Annotated in this window: 20 protein-coding genes; 11 read left to right on the forward strand and 9 right to left on the reverse strand. The window is 38.5% G+C overall.

Features of this window, described 5'->3' with window-relative positions; genetic code table 11:
* Window positions 1-146: 146 nt before the first annotated feature.
* Entirely contained in the window at window positions 147-1,496 is a 1,350-nt protein-coding gene (locus LGB01_01460) for a hypothetical protein (GenBank protein MCB4752890.1), read from the reverse strand.
* Here LGB01_01460 and LGB01_01465 point away from each other — a divergent pair.
* On the forward strand, window positions 1,479-2,468 hold the full coding sequence (locus LGB01_01465; GenBank protein MCB4752891.1) for a hypothetical protein: 990 nt from the start codon (window positions 1,479-1,481) through the stop codon (window positions 2,466-2,468). The genes LGB01_01460 and LGB01_01465 overlap by 18 nt on opposite strands.
* A 93-nt stretch (window positions 2,469-2,561) precedes the next feature.
* Here LGB01_01465 and LGB01_01470 read toward each other — a convergent pair whose 3' ends face one another.
* The 4 genes from LGB01_01470 to LGB01_01485 form a co-directional block, all read right to left on the reverse strand.
* A complete protein-coding gene (locus LGB01_01470) occupies window positions 2,562-3,248 on the reverse strand; it encodes a copper resistance protein B (protein MCB4752892.1) in 687 nt (228 codons plus the stop codon).
* 10 nt (window positions 3,249-3,258) lie between these two features.
* Complete coding sequence (locus LGB01_01475) at window positions 3,259-4,959, reverse strand: copper resistance system multicopper oxidase (protein ID MCB4752893.1); 1,701 nt, start codon at window positions 4,957-4,959, stop codon at window positions 3,259-3,261.
* 33 nt (window positions 4,960-4,992) lie between these two features.
* Window positions 4,993-5,238, reverse strand: a complete 246-nt coding sequence (locus LGB01_01480; GenBank protein MCB4752894.1) for a hypothetical protein — start codon at window positions 5,236-5,238, stop codon at window positions 4,993-4,995.
* Between the two features lie 187 nt (window positions 5,239-5,425).
* Window positions 5,426-6,451 carry a multicopper oxidase domain-containing protein gene (locus LGB01_01485; protein ID MCB4752895.1) on the reverse strand — a complete coding sequence of 342 codons (1,026 nt, stop codon included), beginning with the start codon at window positions 6,449-6,451 and terminating at the stop codon, window positions 5,426-5,428.
* Window positions 6,452-6,620: 169 nt separating this feature from the next.
* Between LGB01_01485 and LGB01_01490 the strand changes: the two genes are divergently transcribed.
* From LGB01_01490 to LGB01_01505, 4 genes are all read left to right on the forward strand, one after another.
* Entirely contained in the window at window positions 6,621-7,274 is a 654-nt protein-coding gene (locus tag LGB01_01490; protein MCB4752896.1) for a response regulator transcription factor, read from the forward strand.
* Window positions 7,267-8,412, forward strand: coding sequence for a HAMP domain-containing histidine kinase (locus LGB01_01495; GenBank protein MCB4752897.1), 1,146 nt, complete (start codon window positions 7,267-7,269; stop codon window positions 8,410-8,412). The genes LGB01_01490 and LGB01_01495 overlap by 8 nt, the downstream gene beginning before the upstream one ends.
* Window positions 8,413-8,639: 227 nt before the next feature.
* The gene (locus tag LGB01_01500) at window positions 8,640-9,053 is read left to right on the forward strand and encodes an Rrf2 family transcriptional regulator (protein ID MCB4752898.1); all 414 of its coding nucleotides are present in this window, start codon (window positions 8,640-8,642) and stop codon (window positions 9,051-9,053) included.
* Window positions 9,054-9,077: 24 nt separating this feature from the next.
* Complete coding sequence (locus tag LGB01_01505; protein ID MCB4752899.1) at window positions 9,078-10,322, forward strand: aminotransferase class I/II-fold pyridoxal phosphate-dependent enzyme; 1,245 nt, start codon at window positions 9,078-9,080, stop codon at window positions 10,320-10,322.
* A gap of 43 nt (window positions 10,323-10,365) precedes the next feature.
* Here LGB01_01505 and sppA read toward each other — a convergent pair whose 3' ends face one another.
* Window positions 10,366-11,220 carry a signal peptide peptidase SppA gene (gene sppA, locus LGB01_01510; protein ID MCB4752900.1) on the reverse strand — a complete coding sequence of 285 codons (855 nt, stop codon included), beginning with the start codon at window positions 11,218-11,220 and terminating at the stop codon, window positions 10,366-10,368.
* Window positions 11,213-12,436, reverse strand: coding sequence for a metal-dependent hydrolase (locus LGB01_01515; protein ID MCB4752901.1), 1,224 nt, complete (start codon window positions 12,434-12,436; stop codon window positions 11,213-11,215). The genes sppA and LGB01_01515 overlap by 8 nt, the downstream gene beginning before the upstream one ends.
* Before the next feature lie 67 nt (window positions 12,437-12,503).
* On the opposite strand from LGB01_01515, the gene aroQ reads away from it, so the two are divergent.
* The 5 genes from aroQ to mnmA all read left to right on the forward strand — a co-directional run bounded on the left by aroQ (window position 12,504) and on the right by mnmA (window position 16,731).
* Window positions 12,504-12,986: a type II 3-dehydroquinate dehydratase gene (gene aroQ, locus LGB01_01520; GenBank protein ID MCB4752902.1), complete on the forward strand. Its 483-nt coding sequence runs from the start codon at window positions 12,504-12,506 to the stop codon at window positions 12,984-12,986.
* Window positions 12,987-13,074: 88 nt separating this feature from the next.
* The gene (locus LGB01_01525) at window positions 13,075-14,094 is read left to right on the forward strand and encodes a M24 family metallopeptidase (GenBank protein ID MCB4752903.1); all 1,020 of its coding nucleotides are present in this window, start codon (window positions 13,075-13,077) and stop codon (window positions 14,092-14,094) included.
* 6 nt (window positions 14,095-14,100) lie between these two features.
* Window positions 14,101-14,598 carry a 2-amino-4-hydroxy-6-hydroxymethyldihydropteridine diphosphokinase gene (gene folK / locus LGB01_01530; protein ID MCB4752904.1) on the forward strand — a complete coding sequence of 166 codons (498 nt, stop codon included), beginning with the start codon at window positions 14,101-14,103 and terminating at the stop codon, window positions 14,596-14,598.
* Window positions 14,595-15,683 carry a flagellar biosynthesis protein FlhF gene (locus LGB01_01535; GenBank protein ID MCB4752905.1) on the forward strand — a complete coding sequence of 363 codons (1,089 nt, stop codon included), beginning with the start codon at window positions 14,595-14,597 and terminating at the stop codon, window positions 15,681-15,683. Before folK ends, LGB01_01535 begins: the two co-directional genes overlap by 4 nt.
* A gap of 28 nt (window positions 15,684-15,711) precedes the next feature.
* Window positions 15,712-16,731: a tRNA 2-thiouridine(34) synthase MnmA gene (gene mnmA / locus LGB01_01540; protein ID MCB4752906.1), complete on the forward strand. Its 1,020-nt coding sequence runs from the start codon at window positions 15,712-15,714 to the stop codon at window positions 16,729-16,731.
* 16 nt (window positions 16,732-16,747) lie between these two features.
* On the opposite strand, the gene LGB01_01545 is transcribed toward mnmA, so the two are convergent.
* Complete coding sequence (locus LGB01_01545; GenBank protein ID MCB4752907.1) at window positions 16,748-17,845, reverse strand: TRAP transporter substrate-binding protein; 1,098 nt, start codon at window positions 17,843-17,845, stop codon at window positions 16,748-16,750.
* An 8-nt stretch (window positions 17,846-17,853) separates the two neighbouring features.
* Window positions 17,854-18,360, reverse strand: coding sequence for a DUF2062 domain-containing protein (locus LGB01_01550; GenBank protein ID MCB4752908.1), 507 nt, complete (start codon window positions 18,358-18,360; stop codon window positions 17,854-17,856).
* 114 nt (window positions 18,361-18,474) lie between these two features.
* Here LGB01_01550 and LGB01_01555 point away from each other — a divergent pair, with 114 nt between their 5' ends.
* Complete coding sequence (locus LGB01_01555; GenBank protein ID MCB4752909.1) at window positions 18,475-19,410, forward strand: ribose-phosphate pyrophosphokinase; 936 nt, start codon at window positions 18,475-18,477, stop codon at window positions 19,408-19,410.
* Window positions 19,411-19,473 lie beyond the last annotated feature (63 nt).

Consider the following 19,473-nt stretch of genomic DNA (forward strand, 5'->3'; position numbering starts at 1 on the left):
GAAAAGCTTAGCTTAGCTCTATTGTGATTGGGGTTTACTCAACCTCTTCTAGGACCGACCATGACCACGTTGACTATGGCCACGACCACGTTGACCGGAATCACGTTGACTCTAATCACGCTTCACCAGCATCACGTTGATCGCAATCACGCTGGACCATGCGATACTACAAATGAACCCATCGCTAACTTTCCACCAATTTCAAGTCGTTGAACTACCTTTTTGGCACTCAAGTCAACTTTAACCAAGCTTCCCTCTTCGGTTAAGAACATATAAAAGTAACGACCATCTTTAGAGAAGTGATATTGAGGATGAGACTGTGTCTGCACAGTTCCCAGTTCATCTTTTGAGAGTTTACTTACCTCTATATCAGCTATTTTCTCATGGGTTAGTGTATTCATCACGGTAATAAAACTATCTTTATGGTTAATCACCACTGCAATATTATTATGTTTCATCTCATCGGTATGCCCTGCACCTTTTCCTGCATGAACTGTTTTAACAATAGTCATAGGAGAAGTAGTATAGTCTACCACAAATAAGTTCCCCTCATCAGAACCTACATAAATGGTCTTTTGATCTTTTAAGAAATTTAAGTGATGGACCCCCATAACCTCGGTCGATAGTCCCTCTTTTTTAATCTCTAGGTTCTCAATTATTGAGAGTCCTATTCCTTCTAAAAATTCTAGTTTTAGAACTGACGGGTAGACACCATTCGCACCCTCTGCTGTTGCATAAAAAATAGTTGAAGTTTGTATTCCATGCCTAGTGTGATGTTTGGTACCATGGCGCCCATGTATCTCTGGTGGAATTAAATTATGAACTGGAGAAGGGGTTTTGATTTCATTGACTTTAGTTGTTTGCCACATACCACTGTTATCTTTTTCTATTTTGTAGGTTGCAATCTTCTTATGTTGTCTGTCTATCAATACAAAATGGTTCTCATTTAACCAATGAGGATGCCCAGATGCCATTGTGCCACTAGAGATATAGCTGTGTCCACTTGTTGTTGGATAGGTCACACTATTCTCTCCCACTGTTGCTATAAGCTCATCGGTAGTACTATCAATAATCGCCGTCATAGGTTTATCTACACCCGATACTGCTACCAAACCTGTCATCTTTTCTACATCTATACTTCGTGGATGAAATGGCAACTCAATACTTTTTACAATAACATTAATAGATGAATCAATAACATCTATAATATTACTTCCTCGATTGTCTACATACATTTTAGGATTTTCCATCCCATGATTAGCTCTGGTTTTGATGATCTCAGCAGCATATGTTTTCTCATGTCCTGTTACAATGATATCTATCACTTCCATATTTTCTATATCGACTACAACGATAAAGTTATTCATTTTGTCACCAAAATATGCTATTGCTTGATCTCTTCCGTACTGACCATAGCCTTGATAGTTCCCGTTAGTAGGTACATTATCAGGGGTTTCATCTCTGGTAACCATTTTGTATTGATAGACAGACAACATAAGAAGATTGCAACCTACAAAATAGAAAAAGATAACAGTGGTATGTGGCAAACAACTAAAGTCAATGAAATCAAAACCCCTTCTCCAGTTCATAATTTAATTCCACCAGAGATACATGGGCGCCATGGTACCAAACATCACACTAGGCATGGAATACAAACTTCAACTATTTTTTATGCAACAGCAGAGGGTGCGAATGGTGTCTACCCGTCAGTTCTAAAACTAGAATTTTTAGAAGGAATAGGACTCTCAATAATTGAGAACCTAGAGATTAAAAAAGAGGGACTATCGACCGAGGTTATGGGGGTCCATCACTTAAATTTCTTAAAAGATCAAAAGACCATTTATGTAGGTTCTGATGAGGGGAACTTATTTGTGGTAGACTATACTACTTCTCCTATGACTATTGTTAAAACAGTTCATGCAGGAAAAGGTGCAGGGCATACCGATGAGATGAAACATAATAATATTGCAGTGGTGATTAACCATAAAGATAGTTTTATTACCGTGATGAATACACTAACCCATGAGAAAATAGCTGATATAGAGGTAAGTAAACTCTCAAAAGATGAACTGGGAACTGTGCAGACACAGTCTCATCCTCAATATCACTTCTCTAAAGATGGTCGTTACTTTTATATGTTCTTAACCGAAGAGGGAAGCTTGGTTAAAGTTGACTTGAGTGCCAAAAAGGTAGTTCAACGACTTGAAATTGGTGGAAAGTTAGCGATGGGTTCATTTGTAGTATCGCATGGTCAACATGAGGATAGTGGAATGATGGGACAATTTACTGTTCAAAATAATCCTAATCAATCTGGTCCTGGTCAATCTGGAATAGATCAAAAGAATTCTGATCAACATGATTCTGGTCGATCTGGAATAGATCAAAAGAATTCTGATCAACATGATTCTGGTCGCGATCCTGGTTCTGGCCATAGTCAACGTGGTCATGGTCGGTCTAGAAGAGGTTGATAAATCCCCAATCACAATAGAGCTAAGCTTTTCTCTATTGTCTAAACACTCTAGAGGTTTCTGGTGACATTGTTACACCAAAGTAGAGTCTCCTTAGAACCAAAATCTCACACCAGCAATCAGTACCGTTTTATCTACTGGTTCATAATTGTTACGCATATTACCAAATGTTTTTCCCCAGTTTATTCCAATGTAGGGCGCAAATTCTCGCACAAACTCATATCGTAGATATAGTGTTGCTTCAGCAGATGAGAGCCCCGAACCTATCTGGAGCATCGAATCATCTTCACTGTAGAAATCCATTTCTATTTTAGGTGTAAGGATAAGCTTCTGAGTAAATAACATCTCATATTCAGCATCGAGCCTGAGTCCAATATTGCCATTTGTATTTAGCAACAGTGCTGCACGGGTTTCAAACCAGTAGGGTGCCAGACCAGCAACAGCAATCTCCCACCACATATTTGATGTATTGGTATTTTTGTTGTAGCAGATACCTGCTTGTACGTCCCAAAAAGGCATGATGGCACGGGAGTAGACGAAGTCATTCTGTGTATGCTCCAGCCCCTTTGATGTCGCTTCACCCTTACTATAAAGATAGAGTTTATCAAGATCATAGCCTATATAAAGTGTAGTATCCCAAGTGTGAGAATATGCATTGTTGCCACGTAGTTCAAGTTGATCAACAAGAAACATGGTACGTAGTGGATCATCTGCACTGGCAGCATAAGCCGATGTAACCATAACTATGGACAGCAAGAGTGTTTTTAATATTTTTTTCATTTCTATCTCCTTAGATCACAACAACTTTTCTGAACATACCTGCCATGTGGTAGAGCAGATGACAGTGGTAGACCCATGCCCCTTTGGCATCAACTGTTACACGGTAGCTAATTTTTGATCCAGGCTGAACAATGACAGTATGTTTACGTACTAGATGGTTGTCATCACCTGTCTCAAGGTCGCTCCAGAGTCCATGTAGGTGCATAGGATGATTCATCATTGTGTCATTAATGAGTGTAATACGAAGTCGCTCACCGTAGTGAAATATCAATGGTTTGGCATCGGCGTACTTGATACCGTTGATTGACCACATATAACGTTCCATGTTTCCTGTAAGGTGAAGCACAATCTCTCTGTTGGGTTTAGGAGCATCAATAGTAGAGTAGCGGTTCTTGAGATCAGCATAAGTAAGTACCCGTCTACCATTGTTACGTAGTCCCACACCAGGATCTTCAAGGCGGTATTTGGGATCTGTTGCAACCATAGTGGTCTGCGGTCCTTTTGCCATTGGCAATGGTGTGATAGGATATTTTTGTGTCTCCATCTCTTCCCATCGATACTTCTTCATTCCCATACTCATCTTCTTGTGAGACTTCATACTCATCTTCATCCCCATATCTACCATTGTAAGCGCTTGAGGATTGTCCATTCTTGGTGCTTTGGAAAGCAGAGAATTTGAAGGGGTAAGAGAACCTAGTGCATAGCCACTACGATCTATACTTTGAGCAAAAATGGCATAGGCCTTAACGCTACTGGGTTCGACAATGACATCATAAGTCTCTGCTACACCAATGCGGAACTCATCGACTCTGATTGGTTTGATATGGTTGCCATCAGCAGCAACCACGGTCATCGTAAGTTCTGGAATGCGTATGTCAAAGAAGCTCATCGCCGCACCGTTGATAAAGCGAAGACGAACCTTTTCTCCTTTTTTAAAGAGGGCTTTAAACTGTGTAGCAGGGTTATTTCCATGCATCAGATAGGTGTAGGTATAGCCAGTCACATCGGAGAGATCGCGATCGCTCATACGCATATGGTTCCACATTTTTCGATCACTCAAGGCCTTGCTAAACCCTTTTTGCTTAACCTCTGAGAAGAAATCACCTATGGTTTTTTGGTTGAAGTTGTAGTAATTGCTTAAGAGCTTTAGTTTGCGATAGATACTGTCTGGTTTTTCATCACTCCAGTCTGAGAGTAGTATGGTATGTTCTCTGTCGTAATGAAAAGGCTCCTTGTGTTTGGGTTTGATGACAATAGCACCGTACATCCCTGTCTGCTCCTGATAACCACTGTGACTATGGTACCAGAATGTACCATGTTGATGTACCTTAAAGCGATAGGTGAAGGTCTCTCCAGGAGCAATACCTTCATAGCTGACACCAGGTACACCATCCATTTTGTAGGGGAGAATAATACCATGCCAATGGATGGAAGAGCTCTTTTTAAGATAATTGGTAACATGGATGGTTACGGTCTCTCCTTCTTTCCATACAAGTGTAGGTCCTGGAATCTGTCCGTTGATGGTTGTGGCAATTGTAGGTTTTCCTGTTTTGTTTACTGTGGTATAGTCTATTTCTAAAAAGAACTCATTTCCTTCTAATATGGTTTTTCTGCTTGGCGTTTTATGGGGTATTGATGCTTGAAGCTTTATGCCTGCTACGCCTGCAATGGAAGCAGTGGTTACCCCTTTAATAAATGTGCGTCGTAACATAATATTTCCTTTGTGTTACTTTTGTAGGTTTTGTTAACCTCTATTTTCTATTGTAAAGTGTTGATTATAAAGTATAATGGTATTTTGTGTAGATTGTGTGTAATGTTTAGGGTTTGGAGAGAGTTTTGTATTGATTGTTTTTATTATTGCAAACTGCCACAAAAAAGAGAAAGATTTGTGGCTTGGCGTTTTATGGGGTATTGATGCTTGAAGCTTTATGCCTGCTACGCCTGCAATGGAAGCAGTGGTTACCCCTTTAATAAATGTGCGTCGTAACATAATATTTCCTTTGTGTTACTTTTGTAGGTTTTGTTAACCTCTATTTTCTATTGTAAAGTGTTGATTATAAAGTATAATGGTATTTTGTGTAGATTGTGTGTAATGTTTAGGGTTTGGAGAGAGTTTTGTATTGATTGTTTTTATTATTGCAAACTGCCACAAAAAAGAGAAAGATTTGTGGCAGTTTTTATGCAGTTTTAGAAACATTAATTGTAAGAAACTTTTGATCATAGTTGTATTCCATCAGGCTAAGTGATTTGTTAAGATCATTGGTGAGGTCTACAACAATTTCAGCACGTTCGGCAGGAGAGAGTGTTAATCGTGTAAGTGTAACGGGTGTTTCAAGAAAACCACTGTCTGTAGCAATCTGTTTAAAGCTTCGACCATCTGAAAAACCAAGGTTATACATAGTGGAGTTAGAACCATTAAGAATACGGAAACGTATCTCTTTTGCTTCTGCGTCAAATGTAGGATCTATAGCACCGTTAACAATAAAGGTATCACCTACATATCCCATCATAATCTCCATCCGAGAAGGTGAATATACAATGTTTGCATTGCTGTCAAATCTTCTATCTTGAAGTACAAGTGGAATATCGTCAACTCCATAGCGTTTTGGTAGATTTAGTTTGGCACTTTTGTCATCTTCAACAATAATCATTCCTGCAATACCCTTATAGACATGCTGTGCGGTTTTGTGAAGTGTGTGAGGATGGTACCATGCAGTAGATGCCTGTTGCTTTACGGTAAATTGTGATGACCATGTACTGCCTGGATTGATTGTTTGCCAAGGGGTGCCATCCATTCCTGGAGGAACATGCAAGCCATGTCCATGCATGGTAATGTTTTCAGAGAGTCTATTGGTATAGTTAATAGAAACACTCTCTCCATTTTTTATCAATAGTGTTGGTCCCAAATAGGTTGTATTGACAGCATAAGTAGGGGTTTGTGCTTCGGTAAAAAAACTGTGTTGGGCTTCGTGTATAGTCAAATCATATTGTTTTATGTCATCAGGTGTACCACTTCCTGTCCCTACTAAAAGTTGTGGAATGGGAAGTGATCTGTATTTTAAGCCCAGGGTTTCACTTAGTGGTTCATATTTTGGAGTTAGGTTTTCACTTCCAGCACCACGTGATTCGGCACGTGGACCACATCCTGTCAAGAGTGCTGCCGCTGCCGCTACGCTTAACGTTAAAAATTCTCTTCTTTGCATGTTTTCTCCTTAACTATTATTTGATATTTTTTTAAGATATTATTGATATATTATACAAATTGTGTGTAGGTTGTGTGTAGGTGTAAAAAAAGAGTTATTTGGAACATGCGAGCTACTTCTGTCATATTTAGGTATGATGATAAAAAGTAAAATATCAACGGAGGGGTCGGTGAAAATACTTGTTATGGAAGATGATCCTGTATTGGGGGAGATTATTGTTGATTATCTTTTAGAGTATTATAGTGTCAATAGGGCATTTGATGCAAATGAGGCACAAGGTCTTATAGAAAAGAATCACTACGATTTATTGATTTTTGATATTAATGTTCCTCAAAAAAGTGGAGTAGAACTCATAAGAGAGCTTCGTAGTTTTAACAATATGACACCAGCGATTATAATTACTGCCTATGATGATTTGATGTATCTCAAAAAGAGTTTTGATGCTGGTGCTCATGATTATATCAAGAAACCTTTTGAACTTGAAGAGCTCAAATTGCGTATTGAAAAGAGTAAAAAACTTTTTTGCATAGAGCAAGAAGAGGTTTTGAGCCTAGATAAAAAACTTGTCTACTACCCAAGTAAGAGAGTTATTAGCAATGGTACACAGGAGTGGATTTTGAGTCCTAAGGAGAAGGAGATACTTGATTATTTCATTGCCCATCCACATCGTCCAATCTCTTTTGAGGAGCTTGCACAGAATATTTGGGAGTTTGATGTTATGCCAAGTGATGCAACTTTACGATCCTATATACGTAAACTTAGAGAGATTATTGGTTCCAAAAAGATTATGACACAAAGGGGCATAGGGTATTGTTATGAATGAACTAGAAAAAAAATCCTTCTACTCCTTTTTGGGACTCTATATTATCTCTTCTTTTCTGTTTATAGGAATTATTGGTTATTGGTACTATGTTGCACAGAAAAATGCATTGGAGAATGAGGCCTATTACCGCTTGGTACATATGGCTGACAAGATATCAGATAATATTATTTTTGCCCATATGCAACAACGTACTCGTAGTCCCTTGAATCTTCCTGATGATATTATTCTTGCTCTTGTTAATACGAAAGGAAAGATTGTTGAAGGTAGCTTGATTGATAGTGCTCCTTTAAGTGAGGGCTATATCTGGAAAAATGGATACAATATCTTAGTCTCTAGTGCACCAAGAGAGCATCTTAATATTAAATATGTGGTACTTCAGACAGATTTTCTTAAGCATAAAATGACCACACTGAGGACAACAGTAGTTAATGTAATGATAGTTGTTGCACTCTTTATTGCATTGATAGCATGGGTTCTCTCTAAGATTTTTATACGCCCAGTACATCAACGTGTTAAGCAGATAGAGAGCTTTATTAATGATGTTACCCATGAGCTCAATACGCCTATCTCTTCTTTAACAATGGCAACAGATCAGGCACTTAAGCAAGGAGAGTGTAGCAAGAAAATACTCAAAAATATCTCCATTAGTACTAGGCAATTGTATGATATTTATCGCTCTTTGACCTACTTGAATTTTTCTACAAATAAAGAACATGACGAAGTGATTGATCTTATGGAAGTACTTAAATGCAGTATAGCCTACTATAAGCCACTTGCTGAAGTTAAGCAGATTTCATTGAAAGTTGAGACAGAAAGTACAAAGTATATGATTCCAAAAGCACAGGCAACACTTCTGTTTGGAAATCTGATAAGTAATGCCATTAAATACTCCTCAAGAAGATCGAAGATAGAGCTAAGTCTAAAAGATCAGATGTTTAGAATCAAAGATTATGGCATGGGTATCGACCCTAAAAAACAAAAAGAGATCTTTAAAAAATTTACACGAGCGACCTCCTACTCTGGTGGATTTGGTGTTGGTTTGAGTATTGTTAAAAGTATTTGTGAGCAGTATCACATCGATATAGAACTCAATTCTATTTTAGATGAAGGAGCAGAATTTAGACTCTATTTTTCTTAAGGAATAGGTCTTAAAGGGAAAGTAATAGTAATAAAATCTATTGATTTACTTGATATTAGAATATTTTTAGGCTAGACTACAGTTATAGAATATGAAAAAGTACTTGTAAACACCCTAGAAGTCTTTATGTAATTATAGTTGTAGTCTCCTTGTGTCGATTAGCTATCTTGTTGTTGAAGTAGTTAAATATGATAACTATGTTTTACAACTACTTAAGGTGATAAAACATGATAGGAATTTCCACTAAAACCATTTATGCAGTAGCAGCACTTCGTGAGCTTGAAAATGCTTCTGGAAATGATGTTCTAAAGATTAAAGAGATTGCAGCACGTGCCTCCATTCCACAAAATTTTCTTGAACAGATATTGCTTGAACTAAGAAAGCAAGGGATACTTTTGAGTATCAAGGGTGCACATGGTGGATACAAGCTTGCCAAAAATCTTAAAGATATTACGCTTAAAGATATTGTTATGATTTTAGAAGTTGATGCATTTGGTGATATTTGCCGTACAGGCAATATGGTATTAAAACTTTTTTGGGAAGATATACAAAAAGGTATTGAAGAGGTCTTTTGTATTCCACTTTCAGAACTCAATCATTATGAAATGAGAGCCAACGAAACATTCAATTATTCAATATAAATTTTCATCATTAGGATTAAAAGAATGAATAAAAATTTTGACTACTACAATACGTTTTTGGTTCAAAGTGTAGGTTCCAAAGTAGGACCTGTTGCACCAACAATTGCACCTTCTGCGGCATTTGGATATATGGATGCTCAGGAAGCAGAGAGTATCTTTGCTGGCGAAGTGAACAAGCCACTTTATGCTAGAGTAGGCAATCCGACAAACAGTAAACTTGAAAGTATTGTTGCCAAAATGGAAAATGGTTTTGGCGCTATTGCAACTGCCTCAGGTATGGGAGCACTTTCCATGATTATGACAGCTTTTCTTAAAGCGGGCGATGAGGTGCTCTGTATCGGAGGTTTTTTTGGTGGCACCTATACACTTGTCAATGAAACATTTAAGCGATTTGGAATTTACAATAGTTTTTGTGATGTGAATGATTTTGCCCATATAAAGGAAAAGCTGGCATCGGGTGTGAAGATAGTACTTATGGAGAGTGTGGGAAACCCAAGTCTCAGGCTCCCTGACATCAAACATATCGCAGATATTTGTAATGCCTACAAGACACTGCTTGTAGTGGATAATACAGCAACACCACTATTGGTAAGACCATTGGAACTTGGGGCTGATATTGTGATACACTCTAGTACTAAGAATATAAGCGGTCATTCTGCTGCACTGGGTGGTATTGCAATCTTTCGTTCGGTTAAAGAGAATAGCGATAAGCTTTATAGCAAGAAGTATGCCGATATACATAAGATTGTTAACAAGATGGGAGATAAAGCTTTCATCTCCATTTGTAAAAAGCGAGCCATTCGTGATATGGGGATGACTGCTAATGCTTTTGGCTCTTTTTTAACAATGTTAGGGCTTGAGACCCTATCGCTTCGTATAGAACGTGTGAATAAGTCTGTTGCTATAGTGGCAAATATTCTCGATAAAAAATTACCAAATAGTATGAGCATTAATCACCCCTCTTTGCCTCAAAGTGAGGATCATGTGCGCTATCAGCTTGATTTCCCTCATGGTTGTGGTCCATTGCTGACACTTGATGCAGGTAGTGCTGAGCGCGCCTTTGCATTTTTAAATAATCTTAAATTGGCAACACTCACAGCAAATATTGGAGACAACCGTACGCTAGCGCTTCATATGCAGAGCACTATCTACAGTGATTTTAGCCCTGAAGACAGAAAGTTTCTTGGTGTAACAGAGGGGCTCATCCGCGTCTCAATAGGACTCGAAGACCCTGAGGTGATTGCTAAAGATTTTTTACAAGCTGTTTAGGCACTTTATATTGGTATTCTGGGAAGAGGCTTGAAAAAATAATCTAAAGCATGGCTTTTAGTCCATACAAATAGCTTTGTAGCTGTATGATGGTTTCAGGGATAATCTCTTCTATGAATGATTCGAGTTTATCTTTTTTCTTCCAAATCGGCTTGGTTATATTTGCCTTTTTCATTAATGCCTCTTTTGCTTGGGAGATGATCCCTACTTGGTCGATAAGCCCTATCTCTTTAGCGCGTGCAGCAAGAAAGATATGTGCATTGGCATAATTATCTGAATGGCTGATATCAAGCCTACGTGCTTTGGCAACATCGCTAATAAAAAGAGCATAAGTATCTTTCGTTAGTTGTTCAAGCTCTGCACGCTCTTGGGAAGTCCATTTTCTAGTAAAAGTACCCGCCTCTTTATACACCCCTTGTTTAACTACTTGTGGCTTGATACCTATTGTGTCCATGAGGGTTTTGATGTTAATACTTTCCATAATGACGCCTATAGATCCAATGATGGCACCAGGGTTAGCAATAATCTTGCCAGCATAAATACTGCTGTAGTAGCTTCCACTTGCCATAATGCCTGAAGCGTAGGCAATAACAGGTTTTCTCTTCTGAAGATTACGTATGGCATAGCTAATTTCAATAGAGGGAGGTACTGCACCGCCAGGAGAGTTAACGTTAAGCAAGACACCCCTAATGTTATCATCTTGTATTGCTTCTTCAATCTGCTTAACAATGTTCTCTGCATCTAGAATAGGACCAAAGAGCTTAATCTCTTGAAGGTTTGGGTTTTTGAGTGGTACTTGAGATGAAGGCACAAAGATAACCCATACAATAAGTAGAAACAGTAGACCTTTAAAATGGTTGCCTATCCAGTTAATAATATAACCTATTTTTTTAAACATATTTTTCTCCTTCGATATAAAGTGCATCAACCTCTTTGGTATGCAAAATACTCCAGAGTGCTATCTCTTCAGTACGTTTTGGTAACTCAGGAAGTGTTATCAGTGCAAAATCAGCATCTTTTCCAACATGAAGGCTTCCACCATTGGTGCCTAGTGCTTTTGCAGCATCTTCTGTTGCAGCTTTAATAAACTTTAGTGCCAGCTTTTGTAGCGGACCTTGATGGTGCAACATTAGTGCAGCACGGAATTCATCAAAGATACTTAAGGAGTCATTGGAGCTAAGACCATCAGTAGCAATAGAGTAGGGGATATTAAGCTTTCTAAGCTTTTCTATGGGGAGCCTGCCACACCCAAGATAGCGGTTGGAGCGTACACAATGAGCGATGGTATGCCCCTTTTGTGCAAGATAAGATAACTCTTTATCTGTAGCCTGCACGCAGTGAACAAAATGTGTTGGATAGGTATCAAAGGCATGCATAAATTCTTTAATGGTTGTTACCGGTATGGAGGTACCGAAGAATTTCTCAAAGAAACTTTTGAATTCGCCTGTACCCTTCTCAAGCCATTCACGCTCTGCTTGTGATTCTAAAAAATGCGTTGTTAATGGCATTTTGTTCTGTTTAGCAAGTGCCACAGCACGTTGTAGAATGACAGGGTGTACGGAGTAAGGAGAGTGTATGGCAATCGCAGGGGTAATGCGACTAGAGGCTGTACCATTTTGCGAGACCTTAATACGCTCAAGAAAGTCATTGTAGAGCATGTCTGCATATTGGGCATTTGAGCCAATAAGTTCATTAAAAAAGATAACACGCTGAGGTATCTCTTGGCATACTTGCAACTCTGTACCAAAACTTGAGATGGCACCAAAAGTAGTGATACCTGAACGCATCATTTTCTCGCACTCTTTGTGTATTATCTTATTATTACAATCTTTGAGAAGGTCATCGCGGTGCTCAATGATGCTATCGAGCCAAGACATGAATGAGCCATACTTAAGTGCAGTCTTGTTGGCAGAAAACTCTAGATGCACATGAGTATTTATAAATCCAGGATAGAGCACAGTGTAGGGCTTACAACGGACCAATTTGGCATCTGGATATTGTGACAATAGGTTCTCTAATAAGTCTACAGCCTGAATGTGTGTATCAAATGCGATAGCAAGGTTCTCAGCAAACCTGCCATCAATGTAGAGATAATCAGCAACAATAATCTCCAAGACATCTCCTTTTAAATATTTTTCGATAAAATCATATCCTAAATATACATTAAAATAAGGCAATTAAATGAAAATAACAGTCATACAAGGCCCTAATTTAAATATGCTTGGACTTAGAGAGCAAAATATTTATGGACCAATGAAACTCGAAGATATCCATAAGCAGATGAAAGCATTTGCAGAGCAAAATAAAGTTGATATTGAGTTCTTTCAAAGCAACCTTGAAGGCGAAATTGTAGACCGTATTCAGGAGTGTATGGGTGATACTGATGGAATCATTATCAACCCTGCAGCCTATACGCACACTTCAATTGCTATTCGTGATGCACTGATGGCAGTGCAAATCCCTGCCATTGAAGTACACCTAAGTAATATCCATGCCAGAGAAGAGTTTAGGCATACATCTTTGACGGCACCAGTATGTGCAGGACAGATTGTTGGCATGGGACCATTTGGGTACCATCTTGCAATGGTTGGCATGACACAGATCCTCAATGAGATGAAGATGATGAAAGAGGCACAGACACAGCAGCAGGCAACTCAAAACTGAAATAATCTTATTTCATAACAAAGAGTATCACTCCTAGATATACACCACTGCATTCCTTCTTAATCTTCTCCTTTTAGTAAAGGTTAATATGAATTATATACTTAAAGATGAAAATGCTATCTACTATGAGTGTGGCTACAGTTGTGATAATGCACTTTATCTTTGCTTAGGAGAGGAAGCCTTCTTCATTACTGATAGTCGTTATACTGTAGATGCACAAGAGCATGTTAGGGGTGCAGAGGTAGTTATTGACGGTGACCTTTATGGAAGGGCAGCCAAGATACTTAAACGTGCAAAGGTTAAAAAGGTTATTTTTGACCCAAAAGAGTGGTGTGTGGCAGGATTTAAAGTACTTACCTCTAAAACAAAAATATATTTTAAACCTGAACCAAGTTTCTCTCATAAGAAACGTATCATTAAAACCGATATGGAATTAAAAACTATTGCAAGAGCAGCCAAACTAGGTACCAAGGCATTTAAACGTCTTGCAGAAATTTTTAAGCAAGATGGCTTTGGAAAAGATGAATTTTCTTTGGCATATATGGCAAAAAGTGTGCTAAGTAGTTTTGGTAAATATGATCTTAGCTTTGATCCTATCGTTGCTATCAATTCCAATGCCGCCAAACCACATGCGATGCCCTCTAAAACACGACTAAGAAAAGGTGATTTGCTACTAGTTGATGCGGGACTAAAGTATAAACGTTACTGTTCAGACAAGACGCGTACTGTATTTGTGGAGAATAATTTTCAGTTTAAACTCAAGCAGAGTTTTAATAAAAAAAAGATTCAAAAGGTATACGATACTGTACTTAAGGCTCATGACAATGCTATTAAAAAAGCACAAAGTGGTATGAAGGCTAAGAAGATTGATGCACTTACACGTAACCTCATAGAGAAAGCAGGTTTTGGCAAGTACTATGTCCACTCTACTGGACATGGTGTAGGGCTTGATATACATGAAATGCCATATATTACTTCTAAATCAGAAACCATTATTGAAGATGGTATGGTTTTTACTATTGAGCCAGGAATTTATATTCCAGGAGAATTTGGTATACGTATCGAAGATATGGTAGTGATGATGAACGCTAGGGCACAGGTGCTTTAATAGATTATGATAAAAAGAAAAAAGTTAAATAATATACATACATTGATTTTTTCTCCACATTTTCCCTATAATACTAAAAAGCATTCTTCCAAATGCCATAAGGTACTATTGGGAATTGGTGGGAATATCGGTGATGTAGTACGCCGGTTTGAACATCTTTTTATATTTTTCAAAAGAGAATCCATAATAGATATTATTGAGACTTCCCCGCTTTTGAAAAACCCACCCTTTGGATTTTTAGAACAGGATGATTTTATCAATGGTCTAATCTCTGTACAAACAGATTTGACTCCGCGTCAACTGTTACACTATGTCCTCCGTGTGGAAAAACGGTTTGGAAGGAAGCGTTTTTTTAAAGATGGACCAAGAACGCTAGATATCGATTTGATATTTTATAATGATATTGTAATACAAAGTCGCGAATTAACCCTGCCTCACCCAAAATGGATGCAGCGTAGTTCGGTACTTATACCGTTAGCAAAAATGAGAAAGGTAGGAAGATGATTAACGAAACATTTATTGCTTTAAGCCCCAAAGAGGCGTACGAGAAAGCAGTGGAGAAATATGGTAAAGAAAATATTAAGATTGTTTCAGCCAAGCAGTTTTGTCATAATGATGGAGAGATATGTTCTGAGGTAGTCATTGCTGTAGCTAAAGCACTTTTTATGGAGTACTCTTTTGGGAGGGGTTCACTACATTCCAAAGAGACAAACGAAGAAGAGGCGCTCCTTGAAGAGATAAGCGAGCTGAAAGTACAGCTTGAAGAGATGAAAAAAGAGATTGTAAGTAATACACCATATACATCAGTAGCTGAAGAAGTTAAGGCACTTTTTGTAAAAAAAGGGATTTCAGTAGAGTGGGTAGAGAGTGTTTTAAATACAATGGTTGGTATGCCGATTGCGGAAGATGCCTCGTTAATTGTCTCTTATCTGCTTGAGGAGATTGATGAGATATTGAAAGTAAAAGAGGAGAATGTCTCAGAATCAAAAATTATTATGCTCGTTGGGTCCACAGGAGTGGGAAAAACAACGACCATTGCCAAACTTGCAGCACGCTATGCCTACCTTTTGGAGCGCCCATGCAAGGTAGCATTGATTAATCTTGATAATTACAAGGTAGGAGCAATTGAGCAATTAGCACACTATGCAGATATTATGCAAATTGAGTACTTTGCTGTCTCAACACCAGAAGCATTCAAGGCGCAAGTTGAGGCACTTGATGCTTATGATATTGTTTTGGTTGATACGGCAGGAATGTCTCCTTATGACACACAAAAATTCATTAAAACCATTACATTTGTTAAGTTAGAAACAGTTAAGGAGATGGAGGTGCACTTAGTGCTTCCGGCAACAGTTAAGTATGAAGACATGAATGATATTTACCAGAATTTCTCTTTTTTAGATATTAATGCATTAATTATTTCCAAATTTGATGAGACAAAACATCTTGGTGCATTAATGAATTTTATGCTCACACATAAACTTCCGATGAGCTATTTTGCTACCGGACAGGAGGTACCAGATGATCTCCTTGTTGCCAGCAAAGAGTATCTGCTTGAGCGTTTCATTGGGGATATACACAAAGGATAAAACCTAAGTGACTCACAAGGGCTGAAGGGTGAGAAAAAAAATATTGGTAGGAATGAGTGGTGGTGTAGACTCAACAGTCACTGCTGTGTTGTTACAAAAAGAGGGCTATGAGGTCGAAGGTGTTTACATGAAACTGCACGACAAACCTAGCTACCACGAAGAGAATTGGCGTAAAGTACAGAAAGTGGCACACTATCTTGGTATCAAGGTACACTTTTATGATTTAAGCAAAGAGTTCAATGATAATGTTTATGAGTATTTTGTTGAAAGCTATAAGCAGGGAATTACTCCTAATCCTTGTGTTATGTGCAATCGTACTATAAAATTTGGGAAAATGGTAGAGTTTGCTGATTCTGTGAGAGCAGAATATATCGCTACAGGTCACTACATACAATGCGATGGTAAGCATATTTATGTAGCAGAGGATTTGAATAAAGATCAGAGTTATTTTTTATGTAAAGTAAAAAAAGAGGTAATTTCGCGGCTTATTTTTCCGCTTGGTACATGGAAAAAACCTGATGTTAAAGCCTATGCAGCCAACATAGAGATACTTAAAGAATTCGCTACCCAATCAGAAAGCTCGGAGATCTGTTTTGTAGAAAATACCTATGATGAGGTACTCGCTAAACATATGAATATTGATATACCTGGTGAAGTGATTGATACAGAGAGTAACGTAGTTGGTAGCCATAAAGGGTATATGCACTATACCATTGGAAAACGTCGTGGTTTTTTTGTTAATGGTGCGCATGATCCACATTTTGTACTCAAAATTAATCCCCAAGAGAACCAAATAGTTGTAGGTACCAGAGAGAAGCTCGAAGAGAATGCCTTTAGGGTGAAGCAAATTAACCTTTTTGAGGAGCTTATCGAGTTTGATTGTCAAGTAAAGGTACGTTATCGTACTCAAGCGGTATCATGCCATGTAAAGATTGAAGATGAAAAAGCTACCATAACACTTCAGAAGCCTGTTTTTGGTCTTGCCAAAGGACAGGTAGCCGCATTTTATGATGACAGAAGGCTACTCGGAGGTGGGGTAATCTATTAAATACCCACTTTTTATTTTAGCTACGTATCTCTAAGAAGTTTTTTGTGCTGATGTCATCCCATGGCTTATTGAGCTTATAGAAAGCCTCATAGCTTGCCATTACCCGTTTAAAATCTTTACTTTTGGTGCCCTGTTCGAAAAGTACCTCTTTGAGTGCTCTTTTTGCTGCCTCCATTATCTCTTTAGGAAAAGTCTTTATTTGTACACTTTTTGGAAGTGCCAATAAGGATTTGGCATTCTCATACCGGAATTTTTGAAGCATATTGTTTGTCATCTCTTCACTTGCAGTAGTAATAATAGCCTGATGTTCAGGGGAGAGTTTATTCCATCGTATTTTGTTAAATGTTAATTCAAGAATAGAACCAGGCTCATGCCAGCCCGTATAGTAGTATTTGGCAGCTTTGTCAAAGCCCATCATTTTATCAAGTGCTGGCCCAACCCATTCAGTTGCATCAATGGTACCACGATCAAGTGCAGTAAATATTTCTCCTGCAGGTAGTAGTACAGGATTAACTCCCAATTTTTTCAGTACTTCACCCCCAAGTCCAGGGATACGCATCTTTAATCCTTTGAGGTCAGCAAGACTTTTAATCTCTTTTTTGAACCATCCACCCATTTGGGGGCCAGTTGTTCCACCGATGAGTGGATAGAGATGAAATTTGTCGTAGAGTTCATGCCATAGCTCATAACCACCACCAAACTTAAACCATGTAATCATCTCTTCACTCGTAAGACCAAGTGGCATACCTCCAAAGATAGAAAAGGCGGGATTTTTACCCTTCCAGTAGTAGACGCCAGAGTGAAAAGCGTCTATCTGTGCAGCAGAACAAGCATCGAAGACCTGCATGGCAGGCACAAGAATATTTTTGGCAAAAACCTTGATCTCCAGTGTGCCACCACTGAGTTCACTACAACGTTTAGCAAACTCATCCACTCCTGTCCCCATAATAGGAAAGTGTGCTGGCCATGAAGTTGCCAGTTTGAGTGTAACTTTTTTGCCATAATTAATATTAGCTGACCCTTCTTTGCTTTGTTCTTTGGGTCTATGACAACCACCTAATGTCAAAGTAGTTGCTCCCATTGTTGCGGCAGCTAGAAAGTCTCTTCGTTTCATAAAAATACCTATATATTGAACTTTTCTCTCTTTTTTCTTGTATCCCACTCTTGCATGGCTGAGCATTTCCATAGCCAGTTAAGTAGTAGATAAATCAGATAGGAAACAATAGTTGAATAGAAGGCTGTACCAATATAGAGTGGTATAAAAATATCATCCCAGTGGTTACTAAACCACTCCATAGTTAATTCGATATCATGTAAATTTTCTCTACCCATAAGCAAGTTACCTGTTAGGTACTCTAAATACCATAGTGGTGGATAGGTGATAGGATTACTAAGCCAGACTGTTGCCAGACCGATAGGAACATTAAAACGCATAAGAGGTGTGGTAATCATTACACCTGCCATTTGCATGGGCATAGGAATGAAGCCCCAAAAGAGCCCTACAAGGATACCTTTTGTAATCATATGACGATTGACGTTAAAGTACTCTTTAGGAATTTTGTATTTGTCGAGAATATGATCAAACTTATCTTTATGGGTAGCAATCTTTTTAAAAAACTGTCGTATCATCTCTCTGTCCTACGTAAAAAATTACATAAGTGTAATACCAATGCCCTTTAAATCCCCTTTTTAGCCTACTTTGTGTAGAATACGCCATAAATAACTTCTCTAAAAGGTACTACCATGAGCGGATATATGATATTTTCCGGCACCTCTAACCTACAGCTTGCTGAAGAGATTGCTACCTATCTTGAGATGCCATTGTCAAAAGCAAATATTAACCGTTTTTCTGATGGTGAAATCTCTATTCAAATTGCAGAAAGTGTACGTGGAAAAGATGTTTTTATTGTCCAGCCTACCTCTGCCCCTGCCAATGCCAACCTGATGGAGCTTCTTATTATGACTGATGCACTTAAGCGTTCATCGGCAAAATCTATTACTGCTGTGGTACCGTACTATGGGTATGGTAGGCAAGACAGAAAAGCAGCACCAAGAGTACCTATTTCGGCTAAACTGGTTGCCAATCTGATGGAAACAGCAGGAATCACTCGTATGGTTACAGTTGATTTGCATGCATCACAGATACAAGGATTTTTTGATATCCCTGTCGACAACCTTTATGGTGCTATTCTTTTTATGGATTACATTAAGGCAAAGAAATTTACTAACCCCATTATTGCCTCTCCCGATATTGGTGGGGTAGCACGTGCACGCTACTTTGCCAATAGGTTGGGACTTGATATGGTTATTGTAGACAAGCGTCGTGAGAAAGCAAATGTTGCAGAGGTGATGAATATTATTGGTGATGTGAATGGTAAAAATGTTATTCTTATTGATGATATGGTTGATACTGCTGGAACAATGGTGAAAGCAGCATCTGCACTTAAAAAATGTGGAGCAGTATCGGTTATGGCTTGCTGCACGCATCCCGTACTCTCTGGGTCAGCCTATGAGCACATCGAGAAGGGAGAGCTAGATGAACTGGTTGTTGCAAACACGATTCCTATGACGAAGCAATCAAAAAGGATTAAGATGCTCTCTACTGCTTCAATGCTAGGAGAAGTGATCCGTAGAGTCCATAACAATGAGAGCGTGAATTCTCTATTTGAGATAAGCTGAGAAACAAAGAGATAAACATTAAGGCAGTCCATACAGATGTTTTGCCTTGATGAACATCATAGC

The organism is Sulfurovum sp. (assembly GCA_020525365.1).
Lineage (GTDB): Bacteria > Campylobacterota > Campylobacteria > Campylobacterales > Sulfurovaceae > Sulfurovum.